At 44.3% G+C, this 15,486-nt stretch carries 16 protein-coding genes; all 16 read right to left on the bottom strand.

The window, feature by feature from the left end:
- Nucleotides 1-25: 25 nt before the first annotated feature.
- The gene (pgeF, locus tag F3H20_RS01645) at nucleotides 26-835 is read right to left on the bottom strand and encodes a peptidoglycan editing factor PgeF (RefSeq protein WP_223191554.1); all 810 of its coding nucleotides are present in this window, start codon (nucleotides 833-835) and stop codon (nucleotides 26-28) included.
- Between the two features lie 14 nt (nucleotides 836-849).
- The gene (locus tag F3H20_RS01650; RefSeq protein ID WP_149733234.1) at nucleotides 850-2,574 is read right to left on the bottom strand and encodes a TIGR03960 family B12-binding radical SAM protein; all 1,725 of its coding nucleotides are present in this window, start codon (nucleotides 2,572-2,574) and stop codon (nucleotides 850-852) included.
- A 169-nt stretch (nucleotides 2,575-2,743) separates the two neighbouring features.
- Nucleotides 2,744-3,241 (bottom strand): anaerobic ribonucleoside-triphosphate reductase activating protein, encoded by a 498-nt coding sequence (nrdG, locus tag F3H20_RS01655; protein WP_223191555.1) that lies wholly within the window; start codon nucleotides 3,239-3,241, stop codon nucleotides 2,744-2,746.
- Between the two features lie 24 nt (nucleotides 3,242-3,265).
- Nucleotides 3,266-5,278 (bottom strand): anaerobic ribonucleoside-triphosphate reductase, encoded by a 2,013-nt coding sequence (gene nrdD / locus F3H20_RS01660; protein ID WP_149733236.1) that lies wholly within the window; start codon nucleotides 5,276-5,278, stop codon nucleotides 3,266-3,268.
- A 15-nt stretch (nucleotides 5,279-5,293) separates the two neighbouring features.
- Complete coding sequence (gene nrdR, locus F3H20_RS01665) at nucleotides 5,294-5,764, bottom strand: transcriptional regulator NrdR (RefSeq protein ID WP_149733237.1); 471 nt, start codon at nucleotides 5,762-5,764, stop codon at nucleotides 5,294-5,296.
- A 233-nt stretch (nucleotides 5,765-5,997) separates the two neighbouring features.
- The gene (locus F3H20_RS01670; RefSeq protein WP_091743427.1) at nucleotides 5,998-6,258 is read right to left on the bottom strand and encodes a YlmC/YmxH family sporulation protein; all 261 of its coding nucleotides are present in this window, start codon (nucleotides 6,256-6,258) and stop codon (nucleotides 5,998-6,000) included.
- 261 nt (nucleotides 6,259-6,519) lie between these two features.
- Nucleotides 6,520-7,113, bottom strand: coding sequence for a stage II sporulation protein R (gene spoIIR / locus F3H20_RS01675; protein WP_149733238.1), 594 nt, complete (start codon nucleotides 7,111-7,113; stop codon nucleotides 6,520-6,522).
- 13 nt (nucleotides 7,114-7,126) lie between these two features.
- A complete protein-coding gene (gene sigG, locus F3H20_RS01680; RefSeq protein WP_091743425.1) occupies nucleotides 7,127-7,900 on the bottom strand; it encodes an RNA polymerase sporulation sigma factor SigG in 774 nt (257 codons plus the stop codon).
- Between the two features lie 156 nt (nucleotides 7,901-8,056).
- Nucleotides 8,057-8,830, bottom strand: coding sequence for a sporulation transcription factor Spo0A (spo0A, locus tag F3H20_RS01685; RefSeq protein ID WP_149733239.1), 774 nt, complete (start codon nucleotides 8,828-8,830; stop codon nucleotides 8,057-8,059).
- Between the two features lie 95 nt (nucleotides 8,831-8,925).
- Nucleotides 8,926-10,263 (bottom strand): SpoIVB peptidase, encoded by a 1,338-nt coding sequence (spoIVB, locus tag F3H20_RS01690; protein ID WP_149733240.1) that lies wholly within the window; start codon nucleotides 10,261-10,263, stop codon nucleotides 8,926-8,928.
- A gap of 150 nt (nucleotides 10,264-10,413) precedes the next feature.
- Nucleotides 10,414-12,126 (bottom strand): DNA repair protein RecN, encoded by a 1,713-nt coding sequence (gene recN, locus F3H20_RS01695; RefSeq protein WP_149733241.1) that lies wholly within the window; start codon nucleotides 12,124-12,126, stop codon nucleotides 10,414-10,416.
- A gap of 49 nt (nucleotides 12,127-12,175) precedes the next feature.
- Nucleotides 12,176-12,631, bottom strand: a complete 456-nt coding sequence (gene argR / locus F3H20_RS01700; RefSeq protein WP_149733242.1) for an arginine repressor — start codon at nucleotides 12,629-12,631, stop codon at nucleotides 12,176-12,178.
- Complete coding sequence (locus tag F3H20_RS01705; protein ID WP_149733243.1) at nucleotides 12,603-13,205, bottom strand: tRNA (mnm(5)s(2)U34)-methyltransferase; 603 nt, start codon at nucleotides 13,203-13,205, stop codon at nucleotides 12,603-12,605. The genes argR and F3H20_RS01705 overlap by 29 nt, the downstream gene beginning before the upstream one ends.
- Nucleotides 13,206-13,207: 2 nt before the next feature.
- Entirely contained in the window at nucleotides 13,208-14,065 is an 858-nt protein-coding gene (locus tag F3H20_RS01710; RefSeq protein WP_149733244.1) for an NAD(+)/NADH kinase, read from the bottom strand.
- Between the two features lie 121 nt (nucleotides 14,066-14,186).
- On the bottom strand, nucleotides 14,187-14,990 hold the full coding sequence (locus F3H20_RS01715; protein ID WP_149733245.1) for a TlyA family RNA methyltransferase: 804 nt from the start codon (nucleotides 14,988-14,990) through the stop codon (nucleotides 14,187-14,189).
- Nucleotides 14,991-15,020: 30 nt separating this feature from the next.
- Complete coding sequence (locus tag F3H20_RS01720) at nucleotides 15,021-15,485, bottom strand: divergent PAP2 family protein (RefSeq protein WP_223191556.1); 465 nt, start codon at nucleotides 15,483-15,485, stop codon at nucleotides 15,021-15,023.
- Nucleotide 15,486 lies beyond the last annotated feature (1 nt).

Below are 15,486 nucleotides of genomic sequence, written 5' to 3' on the forward strand. Positions count from 1 at the left end.
CAGGCAAGGTTTATTTATTAATCAACTATAACATGATAAATGCTGCTAAACGTCCTGTTTTTCCCTGCTCTTTGCGATAAGAAAAAAACAAGCTGGAATTGCAGGCAGTGCAGACCTGGCTATTGATAATATTTTCATCCTTTACGCCCATTTCCCGTAATTGCTGACGGTTAGCTTCCCATAAATTCAGTTTCCAATGAGTTTCTTCCTCCTTTAGCAACGACTCCCAATGAACGAAGCTTGCTCTTAACCGTTCAATGACCGGAGCGTCTACCTTATAGCAGCAGGGACCAATCGAAGGAGCTATGCCCACCAGACAGTCTTCGGGCTGTGTCTGGCAATACTTCTGCATTGCCAGAATTGTTTTGCGGGCCAGTAAAGCCACCGTGCCTTTCCAGCCGGCGTGTACTACGGCAATCGCCTGCTGTACCGGATCAAAAATAAGCACCGGTACGCAATCAGCAAAAAACAACATCAAGGGAATTCCAGGAACCTGAGTTATCAGTGCATCTGTCTGTGGCAAAGACTCCTGATAATTGACGGCTCCCCGGCCATAATCCCGGGCGGTAATCAGATGAATCGAGTCACCGTGTATTTGTTCGGCTGTTGCCAGTGCTGCGGCGGGAATATCCAGCGCCCGGCAATATAACTGTCTGTTTGTCCTGACGGCATCCGGGTCATCTCCCACGTGAAGAGCCAGGTTTAAAGAAGTAAACGGCTCGTTGCTAATTCCTCCCAATCTGGCAGAAACGCCATGTTTCAGACCAAAAGCACTAAAATGACTAAAGGTACCATTCCAGATACCCTCTCTATGCTGAATTGAGAAAGTCCCCAAAGTAGCTCCTCCCTTCATTTGCAAACTCCGCAACGCGTACAATGGTCGCTGCAAGGCGGAGTTGTCTTCCCACTATCGGCCCGCTGCAGTTCCTGCCAGAGATATTCGGTATGAAAGCCCATATTCAGGTGACTCCAAGGGAATATTTCCTCCTCATCCCTGGTGCGATAGAGATAAAATTCCTCCTGCAGGTTATGTTCACACATTGCCCGCTTAAAGTACTTGTAACCGCCTAACCGGTATGCGGTTAGTAAAGCTGACCCAAGACGGCGGTCGCCCCGTGCCAGAATGCCCTGAATATTGGATTCCTTAGCGGTTTCCGCCAATACTTCGATATTTTTATCCTTTTTCAGCGATGTCTGAATGTGCTTCAATTTAGCGTCAATTGTGGCAACGGAGGAAACCGCAAGCCATTGGAAAGGTGTGAACGGCTTGGGGATAAAAGGATTGACGCTTAGTGTCAATTTACCGGCACTGCCCAGTTTCTTCATATACTCTTTAAACTTTCTGGCCATCAGGATAATTTCCTCAATATCTTCATCCCGCTCAAAAGGCAGGTCGATCATAATATACAATCGTATATTATGAATTCCGGCATCGATAGCCAGGCGGATTGCTTCGTACATATGCTCATCAGTGATGCCTTTGTTAATTACATCCCTCATTCTGATACTGGCTGCTTCGGGCGCTAAGGTTACCGTTTTGTGGTTACTGACCGCCAGGGCTTTGACCAAGCGTGGGGTTAGTGAATCGGCCCGCAGGGAAGCAACCGACATATTCAAGCCTTGCTGCACGATTTCTTCGCAAATATCATCAATATTCGGATGATCCGAAATGGCGGCTCCCATCAGACCGACTTTCAGCTCCAACTGTTTAGCCTGCCCAATAGCTTGTTTTATTCTTGCCAGCGAACGAATTCGCGGATTGCGGAAACAATAGCCGGCCATGCAAAACCGGCAATGACGTCCGCAGCCTCTGGCAACTTCAACCAAAAACATGGAACCAAATTCGGTGTCTGCAGTGACAATAACCGTTTGTGCTTCAAACTGCTCCAAATTCTTAATCCAGCGCCGTCTGGTGGTAGGCGGAATTCCTGGTGTAGTCTCCCGAAAGGCGATTTTGCCACTTGAGTCATAGTGAAAAGTCGAAAATCCGGGAACATAGATACCTTCAATTTGCGCCAATGCCGTTAAAAGCTCCTTACGTGGCTTATGACGCTGGGCATAATAGGTATCCAGCAAGTCCTGGATTACTTCCTCACCTTCACCGATAATACACAGATCCACAAAATCAGCCAGCGGTTCCGGATTGAAGGTAGCACAGGGACCGCCAATGATAACCAGTGGATCGGTATCCGTCCTTGCGGCGGCCAAAACAGGAACCTTGCCCAGGTCCAGCACCTTGATAAGGTTAAAGTAATCCATTTCAAAGGTAACGGAAAACCCAATCAAAGGGAACTCATAGAGCGGGCGCTGCGTTTCTAATGTCATCAACGGCGTGTTGGTGCGCAGATACTCCTGTTCGGTTTTTTTATCCGGCAAAAAAACACGCTCACAGGCAGTATCTTTCCTGTCGTTAATGCATTTATAAATAATATGCATACCCAGGTTAGACATTCCCACGTAATAAGTGTTTGGATACACCAAAGCAAACCCGTTCCGGGAACCTGGGGCGAATATTCTTGCTCCTTTTTCCGTGGTCAATTGATTTTTTAATTTTTCTTTTAAAAGCCAGGACAACCGATCAACCCCAATACATATATCTTCTAACCGAACTGATAAAAACTGAATAGACCTACAACCCATAAAAGAACATTCCTTATTATGTCTGTTGTAAGCCTATTCTTTTAGCCGGGAGTTGTCAAGTTAGAGAACCATTGTTTTCTTGAAACTATGGTTTAAAAATGAATCAATGACTTTCGAATAGCATTTCCACGACTTTCCCGCTCCTTAGTGAGTCCGGTACGTTAATAACCCGTTGATTGCTGGACCCGCGCCAGGGAAGACCAATATCCCGCTTTTCCAGGATAAACGGTCCGTCAACCAAAACATCAATATACTGCATAACCTCCCAGTTACATACCTCATCAAAAGTATACCCCGTATACAGCCAAATATTTAACCGGGGAGCGTTTTTTCGCAATAACAGGATGACTTTAAGGACAGCCTCTGGCTGCAGTAGCGGGTCACCACCAGTAAAGGTAATACCCTGATGCAACGGCGTGATCTTCTTTAGCAATAAGTCAGCAAACGCCTCCTCTGTCACTAAAGTTCCTCCCTCGTTATCGAGCAGCTTCGGATTATGACAGCCTGGACAATAACGGGGACAGCCTTGTAAAAAAGCAGCTACCCGAATGCCGATACCATCTACGATGGATTCACCAACTATGTCTGCGTAACGAATCAATGTATCCATCTCCCTGTTTGAAGCTTACACATGAGCAATCCGGTCATTCAACTCACGGGATTTAGCATCATTAAATCTTTCGACTGTACTTAAATACCCGGTAATCCGGCGTACACGCCGCACTTTGACGGAACCACAGGCAGGGCAGCATTCGTTGTCAATGACGCCAAGCTGTCCACAGCTTTCACAAAAATCTATAGGAAAATTAATTCCTGCGTAACCGATGTCGCACTCTTTCATATAGCGGATAATGTCTTCCACGGCATTAAGATTATTGACGGGAGGCGAAGTAAACTCCACATAACTGATATGGCCGGCATTCGTATATTTATGGTAAGTGCCTTCAATTTTCATTTTTTCGAAGACGCTAATGGAGTAGGATACGGGAACATGAAAAGAATTAGTATAGTATTCCTTATCGGTAACACCTGGGATGAGCCCGTATTCCCGGCGATCCATTTTGATAAATCTTCCCGACAGACCTTCAGCCGGCGTCGCCAGCAATGAATAATTCAAATTGTACTTTTCGGCCGCTTTGTCAACCTTGTTGCGCATAAAGGCAACAATTTCCTCGCCTAGAACCTGGGAATCCGGACTTTCGCCATGATGACTGCCGGTTAAAGCGATCAGCGTTTCCGCCAGACCGATAAAGCCGACCGACAGGGAGCCATGTTTGATCACATCTTCGATGGTATCATTGGGCAATAATTTGTCGGAATCCAAATAGAGCCCCTGTCCCATCAAAAAAGGCATATCCTTTACTTTTAAGGCAGCCTGCACCTGGTAACGATGGAACAGCTGTTCACAGGTTAGATTAATCAGATCGGACAGGCTTTGATAAAATTTAACCAAATCCCGTTCCGCCTTGATTGCCAGCCGCGGTAAATTAATGGTAGTAAAGCTTAAATTGCCCCGCCCATCAGTCACTTCCGGCCCGCAAATGTTGGACATGACCCGGGTGCGGCACCCCATATAACCTACTTGATCATTATATTCTTTGTTAAAGGATGAGTCCATAAAACTGAAAGTCGGGTTTAACCGTTGGGCGGCTACCCGGATTGCCAGTTTGAACAGATCATAGTTGGGATCACCCGGATTAAGGCTAATCCCTTCTTTTACCCGGAAGATAATGTTAGGGAATATCGGGTTTTCGCCATGGCCAAGGCCTTTCTCATAGGCTAACAAAAGGTTTTTAGTCACTCTGCGTCCGGCCGGTGAAGTATCGGTGCCTACATTTAAACTGGAAAACGGCACCTGAGCACCAGCACGGCTATGCATGGAATTCAAGTTATAGATTAACGCCTCCATTGCTTGGTATACTTCTTCTTCCGTGGCGTTTTCCATGAAGGGAGCCATATCGCGGTCAAAGAACGCAAAAGATTGTCCGCCGTGCATGTCATTTTGCGAGCTTTGCAAAACAATGGCTGCCAAAGCGGTTGCAGAAGAAGGACGTTTAGGCGGACGTATATAGCCGTGACCATTATTAAAGCCATTGGTTAATAATCTGCCTAATGGAATTTGTACGCAAGTCAGCGTTTTGCCGTAAAAATCAAGATCGTGGATATGAATGTCTCCCCGTGTGTGGGCCTGCGCTATATTTTCCGGAATCAATCGATTAAGATAATAGGCTTTGCTGGCAGCGCTGGCAATTTGCAGCATCTTAGCCGAAGGAGAATTGGATACATTGGCGTTTTCCCGGCTGGTTTCCACCAGTATCTCCGCCACGGCATCCATCAGATAAGACTGTGCTTCCCGTATGCTTGTCCGTTTATTTCTATATATAATATAGGCCTTTGCTGTCTTGGCATGGCCTTTTTCAATCAGAATTTTTTCAACCGCATCCTGCACATCTTCAACTGTAAAAGTGCGTCCATTGTATTCCCGCTTAAGATACTTTAAGACATCCAAGGTTAATTCAATTGCCAATTGCTTATCCGCTCCGCCAACCGCCTTGGCCGCCTTAAAGATTGCCTCCGTTATTTTTGCTTCATCAAAATTAACTTCGCGGCCATCCCGTTTTTTTATCTTTGTAAACACGTTCGATTCCTCACTTTATAGCTTTTCTTTAGATCCTTGTTTCATTAGTAATTCCAGTTCGGACATAAAATTGTTAATATCCGCAAATTGCCGGTACACCGATGCGAAACGTACATAGGCTACTTGATCAATTTCTTTCAACTGCCCCATAACCATTTCGCCAATTTGTCTGGTCGTTATTTCCCGCTCCATATTGTTTCTGCTTTCTTTTTCAACCTGTTCTACAATTTTCTCAATAACAGCTAAAGGAATCGGGCGTTTTTCACAAGCCCGCAGCAACCCATTCAGTAATTTTCCACGGTCAAAAATAGCGCGACGTCCGTCTTTTTTTATCACCATTAAGGGCAATTCCTCCACTACTTCATAGGTAGTGAATCGTTTTACACATGACAAACACTCACGACGACGGCGTATGGAATTTCCTTCTTCCGCCGCGCGTGAATCAATCACTTTGCTTTCGGCAAAGCCACAAAATGGACAACGCATAACAAAGTTCTCCCCCCTTGTTATTTTATTTGCATAAGAAACAAAATATTGGTATAATATAAAAGGTTTACCTATAACACACTACATGTTGTGTTCCTATATATTAAATTACTCCATATATTGTATTATTCCTGCTTAAAATTAAACTTTTTTATTGTTTTGGGGTAAAAATAAACCTCCTGCGTCTTTTTCTGCAGGAGGTTTATTTTTGCCGGTATATTGACTGGTATAGGTTATTCAATTTGCTTAGTTCCATTAAAATGGGGGGCTTCTACTAAAATCACATCAAAGCCAATTTTGGTTATTTTATCCCAGGTAATAACTACATCGTCGTTGCGGCCAAAGAAGCCTAAAAACCGGCCATGTCCGGGTACGATGATTGCTGTAAGCTTACCAGTTTCTATATCAATTTCAATATCAGTTATCGTCCCTAATCGTTTTCCGTCGATTACATTTACGACTTCTTTTAATTTCAAGTCCGATGTCTTTACCATAATACGCTCACTCCTCCATTACCAAGTACTCCGCAACTTCGAAATTACAATTCTTTCACGGATCTTTTTTCGTAAGGCTTCGTTGTCGTCGGTTTGCCTATACTCAATAGGCGCTCCTCCTCCGTCTTGTCTTACCCCCAAAGTTACCGCAAATTTACTTTGCACTTTCAAAATTGGTAGAGCACAAGCTCTATACACTATATGTTTACTTGATTGCAAATGTGCCTATTAATGGAAGAGTTTTTATATATTTTTTCTGGTTTATGGTTTTTGCTGGAGGGCTTCCCACAGCTTCCAATGGATCTCAATATGATCTTTTGCCGGTTGCCCCTGAGCATCAGTTCCTGTTTGGGAAGTTGCCGCTGCCGCATTGGTAATATCGATAAAACATAGCGGGGGAAATAAAACGCACCACCAGTTTTTCCCTTGAGCAGCTCCAATTAAAATCCGTACTGCTTCATATTTTCCTGCCGGCAATATCAAGTCTCCGTACGATTTTATGGGGAAGTCAAACATCCCCATTTCCAACTGGGCCGAATAGTCAGCGCCATTTTCTTTAATGACCTGTTGGGCAATCTCAACCAGTTTGTCTTTATTATTTAAAATAATACTTCTGGCTGAATCGCTGGAGCCTGCCTGTTCCAGTTGCGGTGACAAATAAGCAAGTATGGCATCGCGAACTTTTAGTTTCAGTTGTTGATCTTCCGGACTATCACTGTTAGCCAGTACATGCAGACGAATAAGTCCTTGGCTGGTTTCCAGCAAAGTAGAACGGCTGTTATTTTCTTTTAGAAAGAAACTCCAGCCCGAAATTATAAACAGCACGATAGCAGCTGCCAATACTTTTTTCTTCATAACTACTCCCCAGTTAAATATATTTACGCATATGACCTAATGCGGCCTTTTCCAAACGCGAAACCTGAGCCTGTGATATACCGATTTCATCGGCGACTTCCATTTGCGTTTTTCCTTCAAAAAAGCGTAATGTAAGGATATGCTTTTCCCGTTCGCTCAATTTACGCAACGCTTCCTTGATGGCCACTCCCTCTAGCCAGTTAAAATCCTGGTGTTTATCATCGCTGATTTGATCCATAACAAAGATCGGATCACCACCATCATGATAAATGGGCTCAAATAGAGAGATCGGTTCCTGAATGGCGTCAAGGGCAAAAATGATTTCTTCCCGCTGTATTTTTAATTCATCGGCAATTTCATTAATAGAAGGCTCCCGGGAATATTTGCTTACCAGGGAATCACGCACCTGCAATGCCTTATACGCGATGTCCCGCATAGAACGGCTTACCCGTATTGGATTGTTGTCGCGCAAATATCTCCTTATTTCACCGATAATCATGGGTACTGCATAAGTGGAAAACTTGACATTTTGTGATAAATCAAAGTTATCAATGGCCTTGATCAGACCGATACATCCAACCTGGAACAAATCGTCAACATATTCGCCACGGTTGTTAAACCGTTGTATGACACTTAGGACTAAACGCAGATTGCCGTAAATAAGCTGTTCCCGTGCAGACTTTTCTCCCTGCTGCATGACCTCAAACAATTCACGCATTTTGCCGGCGGAAATAACCGGGAGTTTGGCTGTATTAACACCACATATCTCAACCTTATTAATAATCACTGTGAATCCTCCCTATCTCCCTGCACCGTATTTGTTCGTTCCTATAGGAGGATTATTGCCAATCAAATTACCTTTTATTCATCGGGGAAAATAGCAAAAAGGATATCCGGGCATGAGGAATGCCTCGAATATCCTTTACCTTTTGTCTGATCGCTATTAAGCGCCGCGCATTTCCATTCTGAGTTTGTCGGCAATCATCGCCATGAATTCAGAATTGGTAGGTTTCCCTTTTTCCAGTTTAATAGTATAACCAAAAATCCGGTTGATCATCTCCATATTGCCACGGCTCCAGGCCACTTCAATCGCATGGCGGATAGCCCGTTCGACCCGGCTGGGAGTTGTTGAGTATTTTTGGGCAATCATGGGATACAGGACTTTGGTGACTGCCCCAAGTAATTCAATTTCACCGATAATCATCATGATTGCATCACGTAAATATTGATAGCCCTTAATATGAGCCGGAATGCCAATCTCACGGATAATATTAGTAACCTCTACATCGACGGGACGAGCTTTTATTGCCTGAGCAACTACAGGTCGCTGCAAAGTAATCGTGCTGGCTAACTGTCTGATTCGGCTCGCTAGGACTTCCATATTAAATGGCTTTAATACATAATAATCCGCACCCAGTTCCACAACCCGCTGAGTAATGCTCTCTTGGCCAAAAGCAGTCAACATGATGATCTTAGGACGTTTTCCACTGAAAGTATTAACCCGCTCTAATACACCAATGCCATCTAAATGCGGCATAATAATATCCAGGATAACTACATCAGGTTTAGCTTCCTGAATGATTGTCAAAATCTGTTCTCCGTTATACGCTATCCCTACCAATTCGATGTCTTCCTGCTGTGTAAGGAATTCCTGCATAATTGCAGCAAATTCACGGTTATCATCAGCAATTGCCACTTTAATTACTTCTTTTGTCATTACTTTTCCTCCCTGTAGTTTTATGAAAATACAATTCGACAAAGCTACGTGATTTCCTTCCTCTTTTGGAAAATAAATACAATATGTAAGAGTTATTACCTAAAAACAAACGGCAAGGAAAAAGTGAATAATTTCCCTACCGTTTGTTTCTCTGTTTTTGGAATTAATCCACTTTCCATCAACATCCAGTCGATAAAGCAGCCATAGCCTTTGGTTGGATCATGTACAAAGACATGAGTTACCGCGCCGATTAGTTTGCCATTTTGAATAATAGGGCTACCACTCATTCCTTGAATAATTCCACCGGTTTTTTCTAATAAACGTGGATCGGTGACCTTAATAACCAGTCCTTTACTGCTAGGTGCCTCTTGCAGATTGATTTTTTGAATATCTACACTGAATTTTTCTATTTTTTGATTATCAATAACGGTCAAAATTTCGGCAGGTCCTGTTTGTATCTGATTCATGGAGGCAACAGGTAAAGCGTCGGGATACAACTCATTGGTCAAATTGGTTTTCATTTGGCCATATATACCGAAGGTAGTATTTTTCTTAATATCTCCTACTATTTCATTGTCCTCGACAAAGGCACCGATTTTTTCTCCCGGTTGGCCTCGCTTTCCCTGCTGTATCCCTGAAATGGTGGCCATTACGATTTTACCCTGATCGCAATCAATAGGCTGGTTAGTATCACTGTCGGCAATCACATGTCCTAAAGCAGCATAAGCTCGCGATTTAGGTTCGTAAAAAGTAAGTGTACCGACTCCGGCTGCACTATCTCTTACAAAAAGTCCAATCCGGTAACGCCTGGTTTCATTACATAATACTGGTGAAACAGTTACATTCATTTCCTCGGTGTTTCGTTTAATAACCATTTGTAGTGATTGTCCACTTTTGCCGCTACTGTCAATGAGGTCAGCTACCTGGGCGTCACTGTTAACGGTCATTCCGTTAATACTTACAATTGTGTCGCCGAGCTCAATTCCCGCATCCTTTGCCGGTGTTACGAACTGACCTTCCTGATTTTGCACTGGTGAGTTGCCGACGACGAGTACGCCGTGCGAGTGCAAAATCACACCAATCGAATGCCCGCCAGGAATTAATTTAATAGCTGGGATGACATCCACTTGGATACTGCGCAAAGGAAAAAGCCCCAATAATTTGAACTCAACAACGCTTTTACCGATAGTCTGTGATGATAGTGCCACTTCTTTTGAAAATGCATAAACAGGGGAGCTCACTTCATAACTGGTATTTTTATATATTTTAATCGTCAAAGGAAAGTTAATAGGAAAAAAAGTTGTTTCCCCTTCAATCATATTGATGTGCGGCGGAAGATTATAGATGCTGCGAAATTGTGGTGAAAAACAAAAGCTGAGAATGAGTAATACAATCATTATCCCCGTAAAAGACCGCCGACGACTTTTATGCATTTTTTTACATCACATCCCTTCGCACATTAGTCTTTAACTCAATTTCGTTTATAGATTACCTGATTTTTTAGGGGATTATTCCGGAATTAATAGCATTATTTATCATTTATCTTTATTTAAGGCGATTACATTAAAAAAAACAGAGAAACCTCAAAGTTTCTCTGTTTTTTTCCATTTTTCTTTTTTATTTTTAGCAGTTTCCAGTATTTGTTGCGCATTTTCCAAGGCAATGGGAGTAATCTCCGTACCGGAAACCATCCGGGCTAATTCGGTTAGCCGCTGTTCTTCCGTTAACAGGCGAAGCGAAGTAGTTGTCCGCTCCTCTTCCACGAGCTTTTCTATATAAATATGTGTATCCGCCATACAGGCAATTTGCGGCAAATGGGTGATACATAGCACCTGTTTGCTGGCACTGATCAGACTAATTCGCTCCGCAATGCGAAAGGCCATTTCTCCGCCAACACCAGCATCTACCTCGTCGAAGACTAGGGTCGAAATTTCGTCCTTTTGCGAAAAAACAGCTTTAATAGCTAGGGCGATACGGGACAATTCACCACCGGAGACTATTTTATGCAAGGGTTTTAATTCTTCCCCGGGATTGGCCGAAAATAAAAACAACACATCATTGGCGCCATCCGGTCCTAATCGGTCACTGGACGCGATATGAACAGTAAAGTTAGCTTTAGGCATCCCCAAATGAGCAAGGTGCTCGGTTATTTCCTTGCCCAACTCTCGCCCCGACTGCTTTCGTAATGTATTCAGCTTGGCTGCAGCAGCCTGGAGTTCAACAAGCAGACTGTCCCGCTGGCGAAGCAATTTTTCGATTTGTTCGTCATAATGATTTATAGTATACAGTTCTTTTTCTGCTTGTTCGTAGTAGGTCAGAATGTCTTCAATGGTGGCACCGTATTTCTTTTTTAGCTTGTGAATCAGGTCGGCCCGCAGCTGCAGCATTTCCAAACGTTCAGGATTAAACTCAATGGTATCCTGGTAGCTGCCTATATCGCTGGTGCTCTCTTCCAGTTGATATAAGGCTTCCGTAATAGCTGCAATGATCGGGTGCAGGTTATCGTCAAAGCGTTCGATGGACTCCAGTTCCCTTTTTACTTCCGACAGTTGGGCAATGATACCACCCTGGTCGCCCAGGCCTTCTCCCAGCAAGAGATGGGCGTGATTGATAGCCCGGGCAATTCGTTCGGAGTTGGCTAATACGCGTATTTCATTATCAAGGTCACGGTCTTCATTGATCTGCAGCGCTGCGGCGGAGATTTCCTTCGTTTGCCAGGAGAGCATATCCAGTCGTTGTTCACGCTCGCGGGAATGGACTTCAAGCTTGGTCAGATTTTCCTTGACCTTCAGCCAGTTTCGGTATATTTCACGGTAGTTCTGCAAAGCCGGTAGAATGTCATGTTGAAACAAGTCGAGTAGGTGAATATGGATTTCCGGTTTCAACAGAGATTGATTTTCATGCTGACCATGCATATCCACCAGTTTTTCGCCAATTTGCCGCAAAACAGCTAGGGTAATATGGCAGCCATTAAGTATAATGGTATTTTTGCCATTACGAGCCACTTTACGGCTTATGATGATGCTGCCTTCTTCCGGAACGATTCCCTGCTCATCCAGTAATTCCATAACAGAAGTTAGTTGCTCAATGGCAAATACGGCCTCTACACGGAGAAAATCAGTCCCGGTACGTATAAAATCGGCGGAGGCCCGCTCCCCCAGGATAATGCCCAAAGCATCGATAAGAATTGATTTGCCGGCACCTGTTTCGCCGCTTAAAATATTCAGTCCCTCTGAAAACTCTACAGACACTTGCTGAAGCAAGGCGAAGTTAGTAATGGTTAGCGATTTTAGCATCCACATCCATCTCCTCTAAACTAAAGCGTCTAACCGTATAATGAACAAACTATTGTTGTAACAAATTCTGAAATTTGCTTAATACCAGGGGAACTGCGTCCGGCGGTTTTACTACAACAAAAATGGTGTCATCACCGGCAACGGTTCCTAATACTTCCGGCCATTTGGCGCAGTCAATAGTGGAAGCAACCGCCTGAGCCGTCCCGGGAAGCGTCTTTAATACAATCATATTTTGGCTATGGTCCAGGAGTAGAACAGAATCTTGGAACATACGCGCCATTCTCGCCTGCGAAAAAATTACGTTTTGTTCTAAGGGAAATGCATACCGGTATCGTCCGTCACCAACAGGAACCTTAATTAACATTAATTCTTTAATATCTCTGGAAACAGTGGCCTGGGTGATCTCAATGCCTTCTTTTCGTAAGGATTCCGCCAATTCTTCCTGTGTCTCAATTACTTTATGTTCAATGATTTCCTTAATCTTCGCGTGCCGTATCCCCTTCAAAAAATTCACCTCTCGTCCTTTCAATTATATATAACCGGGGTGGATGCTTGGTATGATTGAGTACATTCCAGCAGCAGGCGGTAAATATGCTTTGCGGTAATTTCTCCAGAAAATCTTCTACTGCCTGTGTCTCTTCATTTCCTCCCCTATGCCCCGGATAAGCGACAACGGAAACCAAACCACCTGCCTGCAAGCGCTGCAGACAGATGTGTAGTGCCTCAACAGTTGTCTGCGGCTTGGTAATCAGCAGATGATCCCCTCCAGGAAGATACCCCAGATTAAACATAGCAACCTCAAGCATTCCTAAGCCGACGTGTTCACCAACCGTTGCATGGTTGGCTGAAATCAGTTTGACTTTTTGTTCAAGACCGTGCCTGGTCAGTAGTTCCTGTGTTTGCTTTACCGCTGCAGCTTGAATATCGAAGGAATATACCGTGGCAGCGGGAGACGAGTTCCGGGCTAAAAACAGTGTATCACCACCTTTTCCCATGGTAGCATCGACTAGACAGGTCGCTTGTTGAACCTTTGGCAACAATAGTCGTTGCGCCAGTTGAACGGCGTTTAAGGTTTGCATTTTCATTTGCCCCTTCGCAGCTTACTATGTAATTTCCCATAGTAATTTTGATCATTAAATTTGACAAATTGAGCTGAAGACCCGGAGCGCCTGACGGTTATCTGATCACCGGGCAATAGCTTGTAAATCGTTTGACCGTCTAAGGTTAACACGATATCATCCGATACCGATTGCAGTTTGATCAGCATTTCTTCCGTATCGGCAACTACCAGAGAACGTGAATTTAATGTATGAGGGCATATGGGAGTTATCAATAATACATTCAGGCTGGGTTTTATGATCGGACCGCCGGCCGACAGAGAATAGCCTGTGGAACCGGTAGGTGTGGAAATAATCAAGCCATCAGCCGAGTAATTTGCCGTTAAAGCATGGTTTATATACAAATTTAACCGGATCATACGGGAACAGCCGCCGCGGGTCACAACAACATCGTTTAACGCGGAGGAAACATAGATGGTCTTCTTGCCACGGCAAACTATTGCCTCCAGCATGACATGGTTTTCCGTGGAATACGCTCCGGCAATTAATTTGTCTAAAGCCACGCTTAACTCCGGCAGTTCCACTTCCGTCAGAAAACCCAGTTGCCCCATATTAATACCGCAAAGCGGAATTCCGTAAGGTGCAATCTTTCTGGCGGTGCTAAGCAAAGTGCCATCACCTCCCAGAGTAAGGGCCAGTGTAATATCCTGGCTCGGCTCCTGCTCAAAAGGATGAGTCAGACTTCGGTATATATCTGTTTTTGCCATTTCTTCCGGCAAGAGGACCCTTACCTGGTTTTTGCGCAGATACTCAATAATCCAGGACAGTACATTACCAATATTTTTTTTTTTGAAGTTCGGAAATAAAGCAAAAGTCAGCAAGATCCTTCCCCCATCATATCCAACTAGTACCGTGCGTCACGTAAAAGCTGAATGAAAAATCAGCTATGGTTCCGGATAACGGACGATTACTATTTATCTAAAATCTGTATAATCTGCCTGATTAGGATAAAGTTCCATGGGCATTGGCAACCACTTCGGCGATCACCTGACTGGTAAGTGCATCTTCCGTAGGAAAGTTAGCCAGCTGAATTAAATACTCAATATTACCTTCGGGCCCTTTTACCGGGGAAAAAGTCAAATTCATTGGTACTAACCCCGTCTCCCTGGCAAACTCTATAATATGCGTTATGACCTCGATATGAACACCGCCATCCCTTACGACACCTTTTTTCCCTACTTTTTCCCGGCCTGCTTCAAATTGAGGCTTGATTAATGCGATAACGGTAGCGTGCTCTGCCAGGAGCGACTTTACTACCGGCAGGACTTTGGTTAAAGATATAAAGGCCACGTCAATGGTAGCAAAGTCCAGGTAAACACCCAGCATATCAACTGTCACATTGCGGATATTTGTTCTTTCCATGTTAACGACACGCTCATCGGTCCGCAAAGACCAGGCTAGTTGCCCATAACCAACATCAATGGCAAAAACCTTGGCGGCGCCATGCTGCAAAGCACAATCAGTAAAGCCACCAGTTGATGCGCCAATATCAGCCATGACTTTTCCGGTCATATCAATCTGAAAATACGCCAGGGCCTTAGCTAATTTTAAGCCGCCCCGGCTGACATAGCCAATGCTGTCGCCCTGGACGGTGAGGTTGGCCGTGGTGGGTACCAAAGTACCGGCCTTGTCCACTTTTTGACCGTCGACAAAGACCAGTCCGGCCATGATACAGGCCTTGGCCCGTTCGCGGCTGGGAGCCAAGCCCTGGGTGGTCAATAAAACATCCAAACGCTCTTTACTCATATACATCCTTTCGTTTCTAGAAAAACTCGTTTAGCGGAAAATATCAAACGCATAAGCAACTAAAATACCTAGAGCGGCACCGGCTAAAACCTCTAATGGCGTATGTCCCAGCAATTCTTTCAGTTTTATGTCAGGCAAGGTATGTTCGACCCGCATCTGATGAACCAAACGATTGATGACTTTAGCCTGTTTACCGGCTGCATTTCTCACCCCGGCCGCATCGTACATCACAATAGAAGCTAAGATGACAGCAATGGCAAAAGTGGAGGAAGCAAAGCCATCCTGTAAGCCTGTAGCAAAAGCCAAGCTGACTACCAAAGCCGTATGAGAACTTGGCATACCGCCCGAGCCGACCAACCGTTCAGCATTAAACTCGCGGTGCTCTAAAAAAGAAGTAAGTACTTTTAGTAATTGGGCGCTTAGCCAGGCTGTAAAAGCACTTAGGAGAATAATGTTATGTCCCAGGGAAGCCAGGAACTCAGACAATGTAAGCACC

Origin of the sequence: Propionispora hippei DSM 15287 (assembly GCF_900141835.1) — a bacterium.
GTDB classification, from domain to species: domain Bacteria; phylum Bacillota; class Negativicutes; order Propionisporales; family Propionisporaceae; genus Propionispora; species Propionispora hippei.

Coding starts and splice junctions, on each gene's coding strand:
- F3H20_RS01670 (WP_091743427.1), bottom strand. CDS start 6,258: ATGGTAAAGACATCGGACTTGAAATTAAAAGAAGTCGTAAATGTAATC.
- spoIIR (WP_149733238.1), bottom strand. CDS start 7,113: ATGAAGAAAAAAGTATTGGCAGCTGCTATCGTGCTGTTTATAATTTCG.
- F3H20_RS01705 (WP_149733243.1), bottom strand. CDS start 13,205: ATGCAAACCTTAAACGCCGTTCAACTGGCGCAACGACTATTGTTGCCA.
- recN (WP_149733241.1), bottom strand. CDS start 12,126: ATGCTAAAATCGCTAACCATTACTAACTTCGCCTTGCTTCAGCAAGTG.
- F3H20_RS01715 (WP_149733245.1), bottom strand. CDS start 14,990: ATGAGTAAAGAGCGTTTGGATGTTTTATTGACCACCCAGGGCTTGGCT.
- spoIVB (WP_149733240.1), bottom strand. CDS start 10,263: ATGCATAAAAGTCGTCGGCGGTCTTTTACGGGGATAATGATTGTATTA.
- nrdR (WP_149733237.1), bottom strand. CDS start 5,764: ATGCGTTGTCCATTTTGTGGCTTTGCCGAAAGCAAAGTGATTGATTCA.
- spo0A (WP_149733239.1), bottom strand. CDS start 8,830: ATGACAAAAGAAGTAATTAAAGTGGCAATTGCTGATGATAACCGTGAA.